Annotated in this window: 18 protein-coding genes; 12 read left to right on the forward strand and 6 right to left on the reverse strand. The window is 59.7% G+C overall.

Annotated elements, in window-relative coordinates:
* Nucleotides 1-172: 172 nt before the first annotated feature.
* The 3 genes from AC13RC_RS17665 (at nt 173) to AC13RC_RS17675 (ending at nt 3,890) form a co-directional block, all read left to right on the forward strand.
* The gene (locus AC13RC_RS17665) at nt 173-1,198 is read left to right on the forward strand and encodes a class I fructose-bisphosphate aldolase (RefSeq protein ID WP_113355191.1); all 1,026 of its coding nucleotides are present in this window, start codon (nt 173-175) and stop codon (nt 1,196-1,198) included.
* A 411-nt stretch (nt 1,199-1,609) separates the two neighbouring features.
* Complete coding sequence (locus AC13RC_RS17670) at nt 1,610-2,794, forward strand: serine hydrolase domain-containing protein (protein ID WP_488557975.1); 1,185 nt, start codon at nt 1,610-1,612, stop codon at nt 2,792-2,794.
* A gap of 178 nt (nt 2,795-2,972) precedes the next feature.
* The gene (locus AC13RC_RS17675; RefSeq protein WP_488557976.1) at nt 2,973-3,890 is read left to right on the forward strand and encodes a PhzF family phenazine biosynthesis protein; all 918 of its coding nucleotides are present in this window, start codon (nt 2,973-2,975) and stop codon (nt 3,888-3,890) included.
* A gap of 48 nt (nt 3,891-3,938) precedes the next feature.
* Here AC13RC_RS17675 and AC13RC_RS17680 read toward each other — a convergent pair whose 3' ends face one another.
* Nucleotides 3,939-4,100 (reverse strand): hypothetical protein, encoded by a 162-nt coding sequence (locus AC13RC_RS17680; protein ID WP_488557977.1) that lies wholly within the window; start codon nt 4,098-4,100, stop codon nt 3,939-3,941.
* Between the two features lie 225 nt (nt 4,101-4,325).
* Here AC13RC_RS17680 and AC13RC_RS17685 point away from each other — a divergent pair, with 225 nt between their 5' ends.
* From AC13RC_RS17685 to AC13RC_RS17700, 4 genes are all read left to right on the forward strand, one after another.
* Nucleotides 4,326-5,600 (forward strand): MFS transporter, encoded by a 1,275-nt coding sequence (locus AC13RC_RS17685; RefSeq protein WP_113330374.1) that lies wholly within the window; start codon nt 4,326-4,328, stop codon nt 5,598-5,600.
* A gap of 29 nt (nt 5,601-5,629) precedes the next feature.
* Nucleotides 5,630-5,821, forward strand: coding sequence for a DUF1192 domain-containing protein (locus AC13RC_RS17690; protein WP_069611864.1), 192 nt, complete (start codon nt 5,630-5,632; stop codon nt 5,819-5,821).
* A gap of 384 nt (nt 5,822-6,205) precedes the next feature.
* A complete protein-coding gene (rcdA, locus tag AC13RC_RS17695) occupies nt 6,206-6,721 on the forward strand; it encodes a protease adaptor protein RcdA (RefSeq protein WP_113330375.1) in 516 nt (171 codons plus the stop codon).
* Between the two features lie 275 nt (nt 6,722-6,996).
* Nucleotides 6,997-8,934, forward strand: coding sequence for a GTP-binding protein (locus AC13RC_RS17700; RefSeq protein ID WP_488557978.1), 1,938 nt, complete (start codon nt 6,997-6,999; stop codon nt 8,932-8,934).
* Between the two features lie 74 nt (nt 8,935-9,008).
* Here the strand turns inward: AC13RC_RS17700 and rpmE are convergent, their stop codons facing one another.
* Nucleotides 9,009-9,230, reverse strand: a complete 222-nt coding sequence (gene rpmE / locus AC13RC_RS17705) for a 50S ribosomal protein L31 (RefSeq protein WP_034503571.1) — start codon at nt 9,228-9,230, stop codon at nt 9,009-9,011.
* Between the two features lie 175 nt (nt 9,231-9,405).
* On the opposite strand from rpmE, the gene AC13RC_RS17710 reads away from it, so the two are divergent.
* From AC13RC_RS17710 to AC13RC_RS17730, 5 genes are all read left to right on the forward strand, one after another.
* Nucleotides 9,406-11,226 (forward strand): ABC transporter transmembrane domain-containing protein, encoded by a 1,821-nt coding sequence (locus AC13RC_RS17710; RefSeq protein ID WP_488558087.1) that lies wholly within the window; start codon nt 9,406-9,408, stop codon nt 11,224-11,226.
* 108 nt (nt 11,227-11,334) lie between these two features.
* On the forward strand, nt 11,335-11,523 hold the full coding sequence (locus tag AC13RC_RS17715; protein ID WP_015341032.1) for a YegP family protein: 189 nt from the start codon (nt 11,335-11,337) through the stop codon (nt 11,521-11,523).
* 248 nt (nt 11,524-11,771) lie between these two features.
* Nucleotides 11,772-12,110, forward strand: coding sequence for a YciI family protein (locus AC13RC_RS17720; RefSeq protein ID WP_113330377.1), 339 nt, complete (start codon nt 11,772-11,774; stop codon nt 12,108-12,110).
* A 7-nt stretch (nt 12,111-12,117) separates the two neighbouring features.
* Complete coding sequence (locus tag AC13RC_RS17725) at nt 12,118-13,350, forward strand: RNA polymerase sigma factor (protein ID WP_488557979.1); 1,233 nt, start codon at nt 12,118-12,120, stop codon at nt 13,348-13,350.
* Between the two features lie 94 nt (nt 13,351-13,444).
* Nucleotides 13,445-14,017 (forward strand): hypothetical protein, encoded by a 573-nt coding sequence (locus AC13RC_RS17730; protein ID WP_488557980.1) that lies wholly within the window; start codon nt 13,445-13,447, stop codon nt 14,015-14,017.
* Between the two features lie 26 nt (nt 14,018-14,043).
* Here the strand turns inward: AC13RC_RS17730 and AC13RC_RS17735 are convergent, their stop codons facing one another.
* The 4 genes from AC13RC_RS17735 to AC13RC_RS17750 form a co-directional block, all read right to left on the reverse strand.
* Entirely contained in the window at nt 14,044-15,075 is a 1,032-nt protein-coding gene (locus AC13RC_RS17735) for a peptidoglycan -binding protein (RefSeq protein ID WP_488557981.1), read from the reverse strand.
* A gap of 3 nt (nt 15,076-15,078) precedes the next feature.
* Entirely contained in the window at nt 15,079-16,122 is a 1,044-nt protein-coding gene (locus AC13RC_RS17740; protein ID WP_113355205.1) for a MotA/TolQ/ExbB proton channel family protein, read from the reverse strand.
* Between the two features lie 135 nt (nt 16,123-16,257).
* Nucleotides 16,258-17,058, reverse strand: a complete 801-nt coding sequence (locus AC13RC_RS17745; protein ID WP_112503102.1) for an inositol monophosphatase family protein — start codon at nt 17,056-17,058, stop codon at nt 16,258-16,260.
* 190 nt (nt 17,059-17,248) lie between these two features.
* Nucleotides 17,249-18,469 carry a tetratricopeptide repeat protein gene (locus AC13RC_RS17750; protein WP_488557982.1) on the reverse strand — a complete coding sequence of 407 codons (1,221 nt, stop codon included), beginning with the start codon at nt 18,467-18,469 and terminating at the stop codon, nt 17,249-17,251.
* Nucleotides 18,470-18,473: the final 4 nt, after the last annotated feature.

Here is an 18,473-nt window from a genome sequence, read left to right on the forward strand (position 1 = left end):
AAGCTTTCGCGGCTTTTCCATGAGTGCTAGGATTACATGAAAGACTTTCAAACGGTTGAAATCATTTCAATCGTTTCAATTAGTTAGCCTGCCATTTCCCTCCTTCTACACTTCTGTTATCGCCGATCTATATTGTTCTTGTCGCCGAATGAAATCGCCTTGGAGAAACAAAATGAGCGAACGAATTGAAGACATTGCCGTAAAGATGGTTGCTGGTGGCAAGGGCCTCCTGGCGGCGGATGAATCCACCGCCACGATCAAGAAGCGCTTCGACGCCATCTCTCTCGTATCAACGGAAGAGAGCCGCCGCGACTATCGCGAAATGCTCTTCCGCTCCGACGACGCAATGAAGAAGTACATCTCCGGCGTCATCCTCTATGAGGAAACCCTCTTCCAGAAGGCCGCGGACGGCACCCCCTTCGTCGATATCATCAAGGCTGCCGACAGCATTCCCGGCATCAAGGTCGATGTCGGCGCCAAGCCGCTCGCCGCCTTCCCCGGCGAAACCGTTACCGAAGGCCTGGACGGCCTCGCCGATCGTCTGGCGAAATATTATGACGCCGGCGCCCGCTTCGCCAAGTGGCGCGGCGTGATCGCCGTTTCCGATACGCTGCCGACCTATGGCGCCATCAAGGCCAACGCCCACGCGCTTGCCCGTTATGCCGCCCTTTGCCAGCAGGCCAAGATCGTCCCGATCGTTGAACCGGAAGTGCTGATGGATGGCGAACCCGGCACGCAGAGCCTCGATCGCAGCGAGGAAGTCACCCGCTGGACGCTGCAGATCGTCTTCCAGGAACTCGCAGAAGCCCGCATCAAGCTCGAAGGCATGATCCTCAAGCCGAGCATGGTCATCGACGGCAAGAAGGTCCGCAAGGCCTCGGTCGAGCAGGTCGCCGAACGCACCGTCAAGGTTTTGAAGGAAACCGTTCCGTCGGCCGTTCCCGGCATCGCCTTCCTCTCCGGCGGCCAGTCCACCGAAGAGGCGACGGCCCATCTCTCCGCCATCAACTCCGGTTATGAACTGCCCTGGAAAGTGACCTTCTCCTATGGTCGCGCCCTGCAGGACAGCGCGCTGAAGGCATGGGGCGGCAAGCCGGAAAACGTTGCCGCCGGCCAACGTGCTTTCACCCATCGTGCCGAGATGAACTATCTCGCCGCCAAGGGTAGCTGGACGAAGGATCGCGAACAGGCTGCCTGATGTCAGCTGGAGCAATTCCGGGAAAAGGATACTGCAATCTCCGCGGAATTGCGTGGAAACAAAGGGATAGAGCGGTTCGATGACGCTGTGAAAAGCTGAACCACTTGAGTATTCGAATGAACGAAAAGCCTCGGTCGCGATGCGACCGAGGCTTTTTTGCTTTCGGGGAATAGCCAGCTCGGCGTTCAGAACAGAGCAAGTCACATCTGTCACAATGACAAGAATAGGCTTGCCGTGATATCGGAAAACAATCCGTGTCAAATGGATGTTACGAAAACACGGCACTGGATTGTCCCACTTATAATAAAAGGGGCCAAATAGAGGGGTTGCCATATGCTTGCCTGGCGCAGTTTTGTTGCTGTTCTTTCTGTATTCTTAGTTGCACAAATAGACACTTCTCGCGCCCAACAATTGCAGACGGCCGTTCCCGTCTTTTCCGCGACAGGACCGGATGCAGAGGCTTACGGTGAGAAACTCGGCTATCCCGTCGGCCTGCCGCTGAGCGAACAACGGAACATGATCGGCAATTTCAGTCACGCCGATAAGCTTGCGCCAACGCATATGATCACCGCCGCCGAGCATCCGCTACCCCTCTTACGCGCGCCGTCCGAGATTTCGGTCAAGTTCACGTTCGGCACGGAAACCGGCTCTTTGTCGAAATATCTCGACACCAATCCCACCACCGGCCTGCTGATTGCCCACAACGACACGATTCTGTTCGAACATTACCAATATGGCCGCACCGACCGCGACCGGCTTGTCTCGCAATCCATGGCGAAAACCTTGACCGCCATGATGATCGGAATTGCGATTTCCGAGGGTGCCATCCATTCGATCGACGATACTGTTGAGACCTATGTGCCGGAGCTGAAAGGCACAGAGATGGGCGTTACGCCGATCCGCGCATTGCTGCATATGGCCTCCGGCATTGCCTTCACCGAAAACTTCGGCAACCCCGACGACAACGTTCATCTCAGCAATTCATTGCTCGGCCCGGAAAAACTCGACCCCATTACGGCCATATCGCGGTTCAACAAGCGGGTCGCTCCTCCCGATACGGTGTGGCACTACAGCAATCTTGACACCGAAGGGCTGAGCCTGGTCCTGACTCACGCCACCCATATGAGCATGGCGGATTATCTCCAGACCCGCATCTGGCAGCCGATGGGTGCGGAAGCCAGCGCGAACTGGCAGGTCGACAGCACCGGCCAAGAGGTCGGCTACTGCTGCTTCAGCGCGACACTTCGCGATTATGCCCGCTTTGGCCTGCTGCTCGCGCATGACGGCGCCTTGAACGGCCGGCAGATCATACCCCGCCAATGGCTGTTGGATGCCACGGAGCCGGTCAAGCAAGGTTCGTTCCTGGCGGTCAATCACGAAACGAACCCTTGGGGCTACGGCTATCAGACCTGGCTGATGCCCGGTCCGCGCCGAACGTTTTTCCTTGACGGCAAAGCCGGCCAGCGCATCCTGGTCGACCCGACGACACATCTGGTTCTCGTACACACTGCGGTCCGTGCGAAGCCCGGCGATGCCGGCAGTGCCGAGCTCGTCGAGCTCTGGTCCAGCGTGCTCAAACAGTTCCAGAGCAATTGAAGCGATCTTCACGCGTGCTGCAGAAACCCGTTCTCCCGTTGGGGAGAAGGGGTTGGGATAAGAGGCTATCTTCGCCAGAACCGTTAGCCAACTTGTCACGGACACAAGTTCCGGCTTTCAAGCTTGCCCGAGCAGCGGCTAAATCCTGGCAGTTCCACCAAAGCTGCCGGGAGCCGTCATGAACACCGTCGCCTATGTCACCGTCGATGTCTTCACATCCGAACGCTTCGTCGGCAATCCGCTGGCCGTCATCCCGGATGCGCGTGGCCTCAGCAGCAGCGCCATGCAGAAGATTGCAGCCGAGTTCGGTTATTCGGAAACGACCTTCGTGCTGCCGGCGGAAAACCCGGAGCATACGGCCCGCGTCCGCATCTTCACGCCCACGGCCGAAATCCCTTTTGCCGGCCATCCCAATGTCGGCACCGCCTTCGTCCTCGGCCAGCAGCAAGCGATCTTCGGAAAATCCATAAGCGATAGGCTGATCTTCGAAGAGGATGCCGGGCTTGTCGAGGTAATGTTGTTGCGCAACGGTGGCGGCGTCTCCGGCGCAAGCATCCGCGCACCGGGCAGGCTTACGATCGGCGAAACCATTGCCGACGAACTGATTGCCGCTTGCGTGCAGATCGATCCGCAATCGATCCGCCACACAACCCATGCGCCGACTTTCGCGTCCGTCGGCCTGCCTTTCGCCTTCGCAGAGCTGGATAGCCTCGAAACGCTCGCCAAGGCATGGCCGAACGCCGCCGTTTTTGCTGAAGCGGCCGCACGCCACAAGGAAGACAAGACCGGCTTTTCGCTCTTTCTCTATGTGCGCTCGGCAGAAAATCCGTGGGCTATTCGCGCCCGCATGTTTGCCCCGCTCGACAATGTCACGGAAGACCCGGCGACCGGCAGCGCCTCTGCCGCGATCGGCGCCTATCTGACTTCCCTGCTGCCGGCACAGGATGCGGAGGTGAAAATCACTATCGAACAGGGCGTGGAGATGGGAAGACGCAGCCTTATCGGCGTTGATGTCAGGAAATCTGCCGGCACGGTAAACGAAGTCTTGCTGTCGGGCAGCTGCGTCTCCCTCATGCGCGGAGAGATCCAACTTTAGGCAGCCGCGCGTGGCGGCGCTGAAGCCCTGAATTTAGCCTAAAATGCGCTAAAACACCTCGTTGATAACGAGCGCCACGGTCCAGACGGCAAAGGCGAAGATAGCGATCTTCCAAAAATCGGCCCTGCGCCTCAGGCCCGGCAGCCCCAAAGGCTTGATGATGTGCACCACCATGGCGAGCAGAAGCAGCATCGCTATGGCTTTTGTCACGCTATTTTTCCCCGTTTATGCAAGAGTGAGGGCAGCCGCGACCAAAAACCGCTGCACGCCTTTCGCGATCATGCTCTAATCGTCATAGGACGGACATTTTTCCGCGCCAACAGACTGTTTCTACAGGCCGATAGCGGCAATCCGGGACACAATCAATAGCGAATGCAGGCAGGGCACGATCCTGTCTTTCGGCTCCTTAAATGGAGCGGCATGAAGGTGGGGAGCATGAAAAGAAACATATTGCCGGTACTCGCTCTGCTGTTCGGCACGCTGTTCCTGTTTACGGGCAATGGCCTGCACAGCCTGCTGCTGCCCGTGCGCGGCACGGCCGAAGGCTATGCGACGACGACGCTCGGTTTGCTCGGCACCACCTGGGCGACGGGCTTCGTGCTCGGCTGCCTGACGGCGCCGAAACTGGTCCGGCGCATAGGCCATGTGCGTGCCTTTTCGGGCTTCATCTCCGTCATCGCCATTATCGCGCTTTTGACCGGCATTATCGTCGACCCCATCTGGTGGGTGGCGCTGCGCGCGGTGACCGGCTTCTGCACGGCCGGCACTTCGATGATCATCGAAAGCTGGCTCAACGAACGCGCCACCAATGAAAGCCGTGGTGCGATCTTCTCGCTCTATATCGGCATCACCCTCATCGGCGCCGTCGCCGGCCAGATGATGGTGCCCTTCGCCGATGTCCATACGCCCATCCTCTTCATGGTGTGCGGCATCTGCTATTGTATCGCCATGCTGCCGACCACGCTGTCGACCGCCGCCTCGCCGCAGCCGCTGAAGGCCGTCAGCCTCGACCTGAGAGCGCTCTACCGCAATTCGCCGGTCGCCTCGATCGGCATCCTGCTCGTCGGCATCGCCAATGGCGCATACGGCACGCTTGGCGCCGTCTTCGGCGCCAAGGCCGGCCTTTCAGAAGGCGATATCGCGCTGATGATGAGTTCGACCATCTTTGCCGGCGCCGTGATGCAGCTGCCGGCCGGCCGCCTGTCCGATCGCATCGACCGCCGCTACGTGCTTGCGGGCATGGCTGCAATCGCAGCCCTCGACGGCCTGCTGCTCTTCCTGTTGAAGCCGGGCAGCCCGGCTTTCCTCATCAGCATGGTCGTCATCTACGGCGCCGTCGCCAACACCCTCTATCCGATTGCCGTCGCCCATGCCAATGACTTCGCCGCGCCGGAGGATTTCGTCAAGGTGTCGGGCGGCCTGCTGCTGCTCTATGGCATCGGCACAATCATAGGGCCGACGCTGAGTGGCCCGGTCATGTCCTCCATCGGCCCCTACTCGCTGTTCTTCGTCACCGCCATCGCCCATGTGCTGATTACCTCCTATTCGATCTTCCGCAGCCGCATGCGTGCCGCAAAGCCGGCGGGCGATCGCGACGCCTATACGACCATGCCGTCGGCCAACGCGCAGATGATCACGCCGGAGAGCATGGCGCTCGCGCGCAGCGAGACTTCAAAAAAGGACGATATAACTGTAAATTACGGCACCTGATCCCTCGACAAGGGAAAGGAGGAGCCGAAATGAGCCTATTCGATGATGATCGTCCCAAGCAGCCGTCCGCCCATGAGATCGGTAGTGACCTGTCGTTACTGTCGGTGGACGAGCTGAAAAGTCGCGTCGCATTGCTTCAGGGCGAGATAGCCCGGCTGGAAGAGGAAATCGCCACCAAGACCTCCGGCCGAAAGGCGGCGGATAGTCTTTTCCGCTTCTGACGCACCGTTCCAAGGTGGCTTGCCATAGCACGAAATCCGTGCGGGGGAGTCCAGGATCAAGGCATGGTCAACTCAATATTAAGCTTTACGACATATTACTATGACCATCCAGATTCGCTCTGGACTCAGACAGTTCCTCCACTTGGCGAATTGGTCTGATTTTTCTCCCTGTTTTACCTTGAGAGCCGCTTTTGCGGCTCTTCTTTTTTGTCCTGTATCGCGGACCTCGCCGAAACTGTGGAGATTAACCCTTTCTTAAGAATCGCCTTGCGAATTTCAGTTAAAACAACCATCTTAAAGTCATAAAAGCGGATGCCGAAAGCTCTTAGGGACTTGACCGGCTTTTCCTGAACAAAAGTGTTGCGTGAAGCAGGGATTTATTCGATGTCGGAACTTGGGTTGAACACGATCAGCTTTGCTGGCCACGCCGCATCGTCGGCGCAGTTCAGGGCGCTTTATTCTGAAGGCATGTCGCTGGTCGAAGAAACCGCCGGTTATCTCGACGGCCAAGGCCGCGCCGCTTCCAAAGTTCTGCCGCGCATGGCCTCCGTGCTTTATGCCGCCGAATCCATGCGGCTGACCACCCGTCTGATGCAGATGGCCTCCTGGCTGCTGCTGCAGCGCGCCGTCAACAATGGCGAAATGTCGCGCGATCAGGTATTGGCCGAAAAGAACAAGGTTCGCCTCGACGGCTTCAACGTCGACCGCAATGCGCCGGGCTGGAATGACCTGCCGGAATCCTTCCGTGATCTCGTGGAGCGTTCGCTGCGCCTGCAGAACCGCGTTGCCATTCTCGATCGCGAAATCTACCGCCCGACGGAAGCTGCTATCGTTCCGGACAACCAGAACAGCGTCAAGGCACAGCTAACCCTGCTGCAGACCGCATTTGGCGGCAACTGAGCTTCAGACAATCCGCAATGATTTCAAACCGGCCGCGCCTGACGTGGCCGGTTTTGTTTTGAGCAATCATCCAGCGCTCCGAAAAGCCGTGCGCAGAGTTAGGCCTGAAGTTGAAGCTGGGCCTAACTTGACGGATTCCGTGAAACCTCTGTAAAAAAGAGTGCGTGCTTCTCTCAAGGGAGGAGCAGGCCAATATCGAATGTGCGTGGAGGACCCAATGCGCCGACTCACTTCTCACGAAAATCAAATCCGAAATTCTGAGAAGATGATGAACCATGCGCACATTGAATCTGGGCATCCTCGCCCATGTAGACGCGGGCAAGACTAGCCTCACGGAACGGCTCCTTTTTGACACCGGCATAATCGACAAACTCGGCAGCGTCGACGCTGGCAGCACGCAGACCGATAGTCTCGAACTCGAAAGACAACGCGGCATCACCATCGCCGCCGCTGTGGTTTCCTTTACCATCGGTGATGTGATGGTGAACCTCATCGACACGCCGGGCCATCCCGACTTCATCGCCGAGATCGAACGGGTGCTGCAGCTGCTCGATGCGGCCGTGGTCGTCGTATCGGCAGTCGAGGGCGTGCAGCCACAGACGCGCGTGCTTGTGAAAGCATTGCGACGCCTCGGGATACCCTTCATATTCTTCGTCAACAAGGTCGACCGCCTCGGCGCACGCTATGATGAGGTGCTTGAGGATATGGCGACCCAGCTGGCGGTTCGCCCCATTGCAATGTCGATCGTCCATGCTGCCGGCAGCAGGCTCGCCACAGTGGAAGCTGCCGATCTCGGCGGCGATCCGCATTTCTCGCGCCTGTGTGAAGCACTTTCAATCAACGACGAGGCTTTGCTAGAAGATTATGTTCTGGCTCCCGAGCGCCTGACACGACAGAGGCTGGAACAAGCCTTGGCCGATCAGGTAGCGAAGTCCTCTATCCATCCGGCATTTGCCGGTGCGGCGACGCGGGGTCTCGGGATCTCTGCCTTGATCTCGGCAATCGAAACCCTGCTGCCGAGCCGGCAGCCGAACCATGACGACCCGGTTTCCGGGACGATCTTCAAGATTGAACGCGGGTGGGGCGGCGAGAAGCTCGCCTACCTCTATCTGGCATCGGGCACGATCAACCTTCGAGATGATATCGAAACTCCTCGCGGCTCGGCGAAGATCGGCAGTCTTCAGCTTTTCCGCGATGGCAAAGCGGACAAGGTTTCGCAGGTTCACGCGGGGCAGATCGCCAAGGTCGGCGGGCTCGCAAATGCCCGTATCGGAGATTGGATCGGCATCGAAGGGCCGCCCGGCACGCTTCGCCACTTCGCGCCGCCGACCTTGGAAACTCGCATTCGCGCCCTGCGCCCGTCTGAAAACGCAGCACTCTGGCTGGCTCTGGGGCAACTTGCAGAGCAGGATCCGCTCATCAACCTGCGCGCCAATGAGGAAACAGGCGACATATATGTCTCGCTCTATGGCGAAGTGCAGAAGGAGGTCATCCAGGCAACCCTCTCGACCGAGTTCGGCCTCGACATCGCCTTCGAGGAAAGCACCGTCATCTATGTCGAAAGGCCGGCTGGAACGGGAAGCGCGGTTGAGCACATATTCAAGGAGCCCAATCCGTTTCTCGCAACCGTCGGATTGCGCGTCGAGCCACGGCCGGAAGGCAGCGGAAACAGCTTTGCCCTCGAGGTGGATGTCGGCCAGATGCCGGCAAGCTTCTATCGGGCAGTCGAGGAAGCTGCGTTCGAAACGCTCAAGGAAGGTCTTTTCGGCTGGCAGATCATCGATTGCCACGTCGCCATGACGGCGGCGCGGCAAAGTTCGCCGGCGAGCACGGCGGTCGACTTCCGCAAGCTGACGCCGCTGGTGCTCGCATCCGCGCTTTCATCCGCACAGACGATCCTATGCGAGCCTATCGAGCATTTTCACGTCGAGATACCGGCAACGGCGTTGGCTGGCGTGCACAGCCTGCTCGCGAAATCCGGCGCATCGATGAGAAGATCGCTGATCGACGATGGTATCGCACGACTGGAGGGCACGGTGGCATCATCGATGATCCACACGATCCAAAGGCAATTGCCGGGATTGTCGGGCGGAGCCGGCGTCCTGGAGCACGCCTTCGATCACCATATGCCCTTATCGGGTCCGCACCGTGTACGGGAGCGCGCAGCGGCAAATCCGTTCGATCGCGCGGATTACCTGCGACGTGTGCGATGAGGGTGCGAGGCTCTGTATCAACGCAAAAAAGCCCGGCAAAACCGGGCTTTTTCAAGCGGCAAATCGCAATGCGATTAGATGCCGAGACCGCCGAAGCGCTTGTTGAACTTCGAAACGCGGCCGGCACGGTCCATCATCTGCTGGTTGCCGCCGGTCCAAGCCGGATGGGACTTGGAGTCGATTTCGAGGTTCATGACAGCGCCTTCAGAACCCCAGGTCGAGCGGGTTTCATATTCGGTGCCGTCGGTCATGACCACCTTGATGGTGTGGTAGTCGGGATGGATGTTGGCCTTCATAACAATCTTCCTGTCATGCCAGGGTCCATTTGTCGCAAGGCATTGCGGCAACCGAACCGATTGAATAAATGAAGCCGCAGTCCGTTAAAGGCCACGGCTTCCAATTAAGATGGCGTGCCTATACATGAAGGCAGCGGCGATAACAAGGGGCGAAAACGTCGAGTCCCTTGCTGATATGGGGATTGGAGACGACTTGTCAGAGACTGGCCAGGCTGAGGAAAAGAAAAACCGTTCGATCCGTCCTCTCGGACGACTGGCGCCATACCTCAGGCGATATCGGGGCATGGTGGCAGGCGCAATCATATCGCTCGTCATCGCCGCCGTTACATCGCTCGCCTTGCCGGTCGCCGTCCGCCGCATGATCGATCACGGCTTCGATCAGGCCGACCGCGGCCTGATCGACAGCTACTTCGTAGCGATCATGATCATGGCCCTGTTGCTCGCGGCTGCAAGCGCGCTGCGCTATTACTTCGTCATATCCATCGGCGAGCGCATCGTCTCCGATATGCGCCGCGAGGTCTTCGACCACGTGACGCGGCTGTCGCCCTCCTTCTTCGACGTCAATCAATCCGGCGAGATCGTCTCGCGGCTGACGGCGGATACGACGCAGATCAAGTCCGCCGTCGGCGCCACCGCCTCCGTCGCGCTGCGCAATCTCATTCTCTGTCTCGGCGCGGTGATCATGATGATCGTCACCAGTCCGAAGCTCTCGAGCATCGTGCTGATCGCGATCCCGATCATTGTCCTGCCGCTTGTCAGTTTCGGCCGTTCCGTGCGCAAGCGCTCGCGTGCCGCGCAGGAGACACTGGCGCAGGCATCCGCCTATGCCAACGAGACCATCGCGGCCAACCGCACCATTCAGGCCTATAATGGCGAGAACGCCGCGGCCCAGCGCTATGGCAGCGCCGTCGAGGATGCCTATCAGGCGGCGCGCGCGGCGATTAAATCCCGCTCGCTGCTGACGGGCTTCGCCATTGCCATGGTCTTCGGCAGCATCGTCGCGGTTCTCTGGGTCGGGGCGCAGAATGTGCTTGCCGGCACCATGTCTGCCGGCACGCTTGGCCAGTTTCTCCTCTATTCCGTCATCGCTGGCTCTTCGCTGGGCTCGCTGTCGGAAGTCTGGGGCGAGCTCTCTCAGGCCGCAGGTGCTGCCGATCGCCTGGGCGAGTTGCTTGCCGAAGTGTCTCCCATTGCCGCCCCCACCAATCCCCTGCCCTTGCCGCAGCCGCCGCAGGGTCGCGTGGAATTTTCCGACGTCCACTTCTCCTACCCGTCACGACCAAACAGATCGGCGCTGCATGGGCTCTCCTTCTCCGTGAAGCCGGGGGAGACGGTCGCAATCGTCGGCGCGTCGGGCGCCGGCAAGAGCACCATCTTTTCGCTGCTGCTGCGCTTTTACGATCCACAAAAGGGCCGCGTCGCCCTGGATGGTGTCGATGCGCGCGATGTGCTGCCAGATGCCCTGCGTGAGCGCATCGCAATTGTCCCTCAGGACACCACCATCTTCGTAGCCTCCATTCATGACAACATCGCCTTCGGCCGCCCTGGCGCTTCGCGCGACGAAGTGCGCGCCGCCGCGATCGCCGCGCAGGCGGACGAGTTCATTTCACGCCTTGAACAAGGCTATGATACGCAGGTCGGCGAGCGCGGTGTCACCCTTTCAGGCGGCCAGCGCCAGCGCGTTGCCATTGCCCGCGCGATCCTGAAGAATGCGCCAATCCTGCTGCTCGATGAAGCAACCTCCGCTCTCGATGCCGAAAGCGAGACGCTCGTTCAGAAGGCCCTGGAGGGCTTGATGGAAGGGCGCACGACCCTCGTCATCGCTCATCGCTTAGCGACCGTCCTCAAGGCCGACCGCATTCTGGTGCTGGATCAGGGCCGTATCGTCGAGGAAGGCACGCACCAGAGCCTGATACGCCACGGCGGGATCTATGCGAAGCTCGCCCGCCTGCAATTCGATGCCGGCATCGAGGAGCATATGCTCATTGCGAAATAGCGATAATCGCGCAAGTCGTGCCAAATACAACCTTGTAGAAATAGTTTCAAAGTTGAGCTAGATTTTCAGCGTTATCCCGCGCTGACGCGATTCTAGGAGACGAGAACCATGTATAAATTTGAAGTCTACAAGGACAAGGCTGGCGAGTTTCGCTTCCGCTTCAAGGCCTCGAACGGTGAAACCATGTTCGGTTCGGAAGGCTATAAGGCGAAGGCCTCGGCCCTGCATGCCATCGAATCGATCAAGGCCCACGTCGGCGGCGCCGTCATCGACGACCAGACCACCGCCACCGCATAATTCTCGCGTCACGCACTCGCTGCAAAGCCATCAACGGCTGGCTGCCCTTCGGGCATGCCGGCCGTTTGATTTTTCGGCCACAAATTTCAAAAAATCTTTCCGCGAGTGTCGAATTCACGCAGGCTCACGGCTCATCATATCGAAGCGGCAGGAAGCCGTTTTGCCAGCGGTGTTGTATATTCCGGCATTCAGCTTTGCAGGTTATGCCGTTCGGCCATCGTCAAAACTGCAAATGGGAGACTTTTCTCATGCAATATGCTTTGATTATTCGTGAATCAGCCGAGGATTTTGGGCGTCGTGCCGATCCGACCTATAAGAACGGCTGGGTCGCCTATACGCAGGCCCTTATCCAGGCCGGCATCATGACGGGGGGCGCGGGATTGACGGCGCCGGAAACGGCAACGGTCGTCCGTCGCCAGGGCGAGGACCATGAGGTAAAGGACGGTCCCTTCCCTGAAGGTAAGGAGCAGCTTGGCGGCTTCTACCTGATCGACGTGCCGGATCTCGATGCCGCGCTGGAATGGGCGCTACGCGTACCGATCTCCCAGCAAGGTTCGGTTGAGATACGGCCGCGACTGCAGATGTAGCCACCAAATGACGCTAGATGCCGGACGCGCCGCCGAGCAAACGGCGCGTCAATCCTATGGCAAGCTGATTGCCTTTCTCGCCGCACGCTTCCGCGACGTGCCGGCGGCCGAGGATGCTTTGTCCGATGCGATCGCTGCAGCGCTGAGTACCTGGCCGGAACGCGGCATCCCCGACAATCCGGAAGCCTGGCTGCTGGTTGTAGCCAAGCGTAACCTCCTTCGCCGGGTCAGGCACGAAAGCGTCAGGGCCGGAGCGCGCGACAGGATCATGATGGCCTTCGAAGAAGCGGAGGAACGCATGAATGCCGACAATTCCACCTTTCCAGATGAGCGTCTGAAGCTCCTCTTCGTCTGCGCCCATCCGGCTTTGGATCGCTCGGCTCACACCCCGCTGATGCTGCAATCGGTATTGGCCGTGGATGCCGCAACCATAGCCAAGGCCTTCCTCGTTTCGCCGCAGGCGATGAGCCAGCGGCTGGTGCGGGCAAAAATCAAGATCCGCGATGCACACATCCCTTTCATCGTTCCGGACCGACCCGCCTTGCCAGACCGATTGGAGAGTGTGCTCTCGGCAATCTATGCCGCCTATGGCCTCGGCTGGGATGGGGTCGACGGAGAGAGCGGCAAGCAAGGCTCCCTCGCCGACGAAGCCATCTGGCTCGGCCGCACCCTGCTGGCAACCCTGCCCCAGGAACCGGAAGTCGCTGGCTTGCTGTCGCTGATGCTCTACAGCGAGGCGCGGCGCGAGGCGCGGCGGGGTGCTGCGGGACAGTATGTCCCCCTCGACGAGCAGGATACGGCTCTCTGGAACGCCGAGATGATCGCCGAGGCCGACAGGCTGTTGCGGCAAGCCGGAGCATCCGGCCATTTCGGCCCGTTCCAGTGCCAGGCCGCCATTCAATCCGTACATGCCGACCGACGACGCTCTGGTATCACCGACTGGGCGGCCCTTGCCAAGCTCTATGAGGCGCTGGTGATGATGAAACCGACCGTCGGCGCCCGTGTCAGCCATGCGGCCGTCACAGGCAGGGTGCAAGGTCCGGCGGTCGGATTACGTCATCTGAATCAGATGGCCGAGCGCGATTTCAACAGCTACCAGCCCTATTGGGCGGTGCGTGCGCATCTGCTAGCCGAGGCGGGGGATACGAAAGGTGCCGTCGCGGCCTACCGGATGGCAATCGGCTTGAGCGAGAGCAATGTTGTACGCGATTGGTTGCAGAAGAAGCTAATTGCCCTCTGATCGCGCTTAGCTTGTCGAATGTCTAGACGGCATATTACAACCTAATGTAAACAATTCCATAGAATGGATACGACACAAACGAAGGGATAGGAAAGTGCATCGACGTTCCTTTGTCACCGGATCCGTTGCTTTCATCGCGCTTGCTTTAGTCGGTGTTGGCAAAGGTCACGCCGCAGTGACGAAAAATGAGAACTTTCCGCCGGTTCCGCAGTGGAAACCGTCCTTTCGGCAGCCAACCGACAAGGTAATAGAGCGAATCTCCTATTATTTGGACGGGAAGCGCGACTTTTCAGTCTTCCGCAATGGCACCTGTGTCGTGTTGAAGCAGGGGTTAAACGACAAAGATGCCAAGTCGTTCTCGCTGACGACCCTCTCCACCATCTTTAACTCTCATCCCGATATGAATCCGCTGTCGATGGACGATGGCAACATTCTGGTCCGCTACAATCACCCAGCGATGAACGTCGTGCTACATGACGTCGCACGGGCGCATTGGCCAGAAATAGAGCAGCATCACCTTGAAGGGCTAGCGGAATCGGAAGTGCTGATCACACCGCAAGGACCGAACAAGTTCGACGACTTCGGTAAGCAAGCGCTGCTTGGCCGGGCCTATATGTTCATGGACGCTGCGGCTCCCGAGATCATTAAGATCCATCGCGCCAGCTGATTGAGCCAGCTCTGGGCCGCCGCACCCTATTTCTCCGTCAGTTTCAGCTCGATGCGCCGGTTGGTGGCGCGTGCCTCAGGTGTATCGCCGGGTGCGATCGGCTGGAATTCGCCGAAGCCGGCGGCGACGAGCCTGTCGGCGGGAACGCCTTGCGAGATCAGGAACTTCACGACGGCAATGGCACGCGCCGAGGAGAGCGCCCAGTTGTCCGCATAGCGTCCGCTGCCCGACAGCGGCACATTGTCGGTATGGCCATCGACACGTAGCACCCAGTTGATCTCAGGCGGGATTTCCTTGGCAAGATCGATCAGTGCTGCAGCAAGCTTGGCCATCTCTGCCTGACCGGCGGGATTGAGATCCGCGGCACCCGAGGGGAACAGCACTTCCGATTGGAACACAAAGCGGTCGCCGACGATGCGGATGTTATCGCGGTCGGAAAGGATTTCGCGCAGGCGCCCGAAGAAGTCGGAACGATAGCGGTTCAGCTCTTGCACACGCTGCGCCAGTGCCACATTCAGCCGCCGGCCGAGATCGGCGATCTTCACCTGCGATGACTGATCCTTTGCCTCGGAAGCCTGAAGGGCAGCTTCGATAGCGGCGATCTGGCTGCGCAGGGCGGCAATCTGTTGGTTGAGCAGATCGACCTGGCTCATTGCCCGCGCGCTCACCTGCTTCTGCTCGTCAAGCTCCTGCGAAAGCGATCCAGCCCGCTTTTCCGCGGCCTGGCTGCTGCCCGAGCCTGCTGCAAGCAGGGCTTGCAGCCGCGAGCGCTCTGTCTCCGCAGAGGACAGCGACGCCTGCAGATTGGCGACGGCATCCTCCAGATCCTGCTTGCCGCCCTTCTCCAGCGCCAGCTGCTGCACCAGATCGTTGATGCGGCTGTTGAGCCGATTGAGCACCTCGTCGCGCCCCGAAATCTCACGGCTGAGGATGAACTGGCCAACGACGAATACCGTCAGCAGGAACATGATCGCCATCAGCAGCGTGGACAACGCGTCGACGAAGCCGGGCCAGTAGTCGACGCTTCTCTGATGGCGTCGGTTGCGGGCGAGCGCCATGGCCTACTTGCTCCCGGTCTTCTCGGTATGGCTGATCCGGTCTGCGAGGCGATCGAGCGTGCGGCGCATCGATTTCGCCTCTTCCTGTTGCGCCTCGATCCAATCGCGCAGCATCTGCTGTTCGTTGCGCATGTTCTTGACCAGGCCCTGAATGCCTTCGGCAAGGTTTGCCATGGCGGTCACCGAACGCTGGCCGCCGCCCTCCTCCGCGATCTTGCGCAGATAGTCCGACAGCGCCCGCACATCTTCCGAGGAAGCACCGGCCGCGCTTTCGATGACAGGCGTGAGGTCGGAACCGACATCGGTAACGGAGGAAAGCCAGTTTTCGAGCTCGGTATAGAAGCGGTTCTGCGCGCGGCCCGCCTGCAGGTCGAGGAAGCCGAGGATCAGCGAGCCGGAAAGGCCGAGCAGGGACGACGAGAAGGCCGTACCCATGCCCACCAGCGGGCCGGAAAGCCCGGTCTTCAGGGCGCTCAGAATATCGCCGGTGTCGCCGGTGCCGGCATCGAGGCCCTGGATGACGTCGTTGATCGAGCCGATCGTGCCGATCAGACCCCAGAAAGTGCCGAGAAGGCCGAGAAAGACGAGCAGACCGATGAGATAGCGCGAGGTATCGCGCGATTCGTCGAGACGCGTGGCGATCGAATCGAGGATCGAGCGCAGCGTCGCGGTGGAGAGCTGCATCGCCCGGCGGTTGCCGAGCAGCGCCCGCATCGGCGCCAGCAGCCGCGGATTGCGGCCGACCTTGTCCGCATTGCCGACGGCACGGAAATGATTGAACCAGCGAACCTCCGGCCTCAGCATCAGCACATGGTTGAAGACCAGGAGGATGCCGACGACCAAAACGCCGACGATCAGGCCATTGAGGCCGGGATTGTGCAGGAAGGCGACCTGCGCCTGGCGGAAAAGGATTGCCACGATGAAGCCGACGATGACCAGGAAAAGAACCATCGTCCAGAAGAAAGCCATCGGGCTGGAAAGCTTGTAGGCGTAATTTCCCGATACGTTGTCGGTCGATCCGAGATCCGACAGATTCACATTTTCCATCACACGCTCCGACACCGCATCTTCCGCAGGCGGAGACTAGAGCAACATTGTGCCGAATTGAAGAGACGGAAAGCACAAAACAGTCCGTTGGCAACAGACTGTTTTGTCATTCGAAAAAGCGAACGGAGGAATGGCTTACTTCGTCGGGATCGGTCGCTTAACCACTTCGGCGAGTGCTTTCTGGATATGCTCGTTGCCGCAGATGATCGAATTGGTGCCGAGCATGTCCGTGCCGCCATGGAAATCCGAGACGAAACCGCCGGCTTCGCGGATCAGCAGAATGCCGGCTGCAATATCCCAGGGAGACAGGCCGGTTTCCCAGAAGCCGTCGAAGCGGCCGGCAGCGACATAGGCAAGATCGAGCGATGCGGAACCGAGACGGCGCACGCCCGCGACTTCGCCCATCACATGGCGCAGCTCGACTAGGAACTTGCCGTGATTGCCGCGGCCAAGATGCGGAACGCCGCAGCCGATGACGCTGTCCGACAGCACACGGCGCGAGGCGACGCGCAGGCGACGATCGTTTAGGAATGCGCCGCCGCCGCGTTCGGTCGTATAGAGTTCGTCGGTCGCCGGATTGAAGATGACGCCGGCGACGATCTCGTCATTGCGCTCAAGCGCGATCGAAACGGCAAACATCGGAATGCCGTGCAGGAAATTGGTGGTACCGTCGAGTGGATCGACGATCCAGCGATGAGCGCCATCCGTGCCCTTGACCTCTTCACCTTCCTCGCCGAGGAAACCATAGGTCGGGCGTGCCTTCAGCAGCTCGTCGCGGATGATCTTCTGCGCCTTCAGATCCGCCTGGCTGACGAAATCGCCCGGTCCCTTCACCGAAACCTGCAGGTTCTGCACTTCGCCGAAATCGCGGCTGAGCGACTTGCCTGCCTTGAGGGCAGCCTGAACCATGACATTGAGAAGAGCAGAACGGGCCATCGGGTTTCCTTGGGTAATGCAGAAAGCGCTGATCGGGCCTGAAAGCAGGCCCCGACGGAGCGGGAGCGTCAGCGGAAATAAAGATTGGCGGCCTCAAGACCATAAAATCGGGGGAATTTCAAGTGGCGAGACCATGGCAGACGCAAACTGACCTCAGATCAGCTCCGCCAAGGCTCAATCCGACACTTTATTATCGCGCGCGCCGATACTTGTTGGCTGCGTCGATAGCTGCCTTCTGCTGATAGTCCTCGATCCCTTGATAGAAATCCTCGAGCTCGGGGTCTTTCAGGCCGGCACGGCGGGAAATGACATACCAGGTAGCGGCCGCCACCGGATCCTGCTTCGTGCCGATGGCGTTGATATAAAGATGCGCCAGCTTGTTCTGCGCAACGACGTTGCCGCGATAGGCTGCAACCCTCATCCAGTTGAAGCCGTTTTCGAGATCCTGTGCGCCGCCGGTGCCGTTGATCAGCCAGATGCCCATGTCGAGCTGTGCGGTATCGAAGCCGGCATTGGCGGCACGCGACAGCCATTCCCGCGCACGCGCTTTCTTTTCCGGCGGCAGGTCGGGAAGGTTGAGATAGAGCTGCGACACGGCATATTGCGCGTCGGCGATGCCCTGCTCGGCAGATTTCTCATAATAGGGAAGCGCCATCTGCAGGCCCTTGGGGCCAGGATTTTCCGCCGTCAGCATCTGGGCTACGTTGAATTCCGCCGAAGGCTGACCCGCATCGGCCGCCTTCTTCATCCAGTCGTCGGCCTTCTTCTGATCGCGGGGCACATCGCGCCCTTCCATCAGGATCAGCGCGTATTTGAACATCGCCGTGGGATCGCCGCCCTCGGCCGCCTTGCCGTACCAGAAGGCGGCGTCCTTCGTGTCGCGTTTAACGCCCAGGCCCTGTGCCATCAGCTCCGCGATCAAGGTCTGTGCGGCCGGATCGCCAAGCTGCGCCCGCGGCAATGCTTTTTGGAAGGCGGTCAGGTAATAGCCGCGCTGGAAGGCGCCATAAGCATCGTCCACCTTGCCGGTGAAGGGCTTTTCCGGCGGCAGGTCGGGCAAGTTTGCCCCCATGCGCTCGAAAACCCCGACACCCTGGGATGGCTTGATGTCGCTGTCAGCTTTCGGCTCGGCGCCCGGCTGAATCTTTTCGGTCTTGAAGGTGCCGGCATCGGCGCCCAAAGGCCGCGTCATGACATTGTCGTTATGCTGCGGCGCAGCCGGCACAGTTGTGTCGTCGTCGGTTTGTGCGTTGTCATCGGGACGCGCGCCCTTCTCCGCCGGCTGCGAAACACCGGGCAGCGACGTATCACTGTTGCCTGATTGCGCTGCGGCCAGCAACGGAAATGCCGCGAGCCCGGCTGCAAGCACGGCAAGGAAGGATCGATGGCGGAATCGAGGCGTTGACGACATGAAT

Source organism: Martinezella sp. CNPSo 3890 (assembly GCF_057784455.1).

Coding starts and splice junctions, on each gene's coding strand:
- AC13RC_RS17665 (WP_113355191.1), top strand. CDS start 173: ATGAGCGAACGAATTGAAGACATTGCCGTAAAGATGGTTGCTGGTGGC.
- AC13RC_RS17675 (WP_488557976.1), top strand. CDS start 2,973: ATGAACACCGTCGCCTATGTCACCGTCGATGTCTTCACATCCGAACGC.
- AC13RC_RS17685 (WP_113330374.1), top strand. CDS start 4,326: ATGAAAAGAAACATATTGCCGGTACTCGCTCTGCTGTTCGGCACGCTG.
- AC13RC_RS17690 (WP_069611864.1), top strand. CDS start 5,630: ATGAGCCTATTCGATGATGATCGTCCCAAGCAGCCGTCCGCCCATGAG.
- rcdA (WP_113330375.1), top strand. CDS start 6,206: ATGTCGGAACTTGGGTTGAACACGATCAGCTTTGCTGGCCACGCCGCA.
- AC13RC_RS17700 (WP_488557978.1), top strand. CDS start 6,997: ATGCGCACATTGAATCTGGGCATCCTCGCCCATGTAGACGCGGGCAAG.
- rpmE (WP_034503571.1), bottom strand. CDS start 9,230: ATGAAGGCCAACATCCATCCCGACTACCACACCATCAAGGTGGTCATG.
- AC13RC_RS17710 (WP_488558087.1), top strand. CDS start 9,406: ATGGGGATTGGAGACGACTTGTCAGAGACTGGCCAGGCTGAGGAAAAG.
- AC13RC_RS17715 (WP_015341032.1), top strand. CDS start 11,335: ATGTATAAATTTGAAGTCTACAAGGACAAGGCTGGCGAGTTTCGCTTC.
- AC13RC_RS17720 (WP_113330377.1), top strand. CDS start 11,772: ATGCAATATGCTTTGATTATTCGTGAATCAGCCGAGGATTTTGGGCGT.
- AC13RC_RS17725 (WP_488557979.1), top strand. CDS start 12,118: ATGACGCTAGATGCCGGACGCGCCGCCGAGCAAACGGCGCGTCAATCC.
- AC13RC_RS17735 (WP_488557981.1), bottom strand. CDS start 15,075: ATGGCGCTCGCCCGCAACCGACGCCATCAGAGAAGCGTCGACTACTGG.
- AC13RC_RS17740 (WP_113355205.1), bottom strand. CDS start 16,122: ATGGAAAATGTGAATCTGTCGGATCTCGGATCGACCGACAACGTATCG.
- AC13RC_RS17745 (WP_112503102.1), bottom strand. CDS start 17,058: ATGGCCCGTTCTGCTCTTCTCAATGTCATGGTTCAGGCTGCCCTCAAG.
- AC13RC_RS17750 (WP_488557982.1), bottom strand. CDS start 18,469: ATGTCGTCAACGCCTCGATTCCGCCATCGATCCTTCCTTGCCGTGCTT.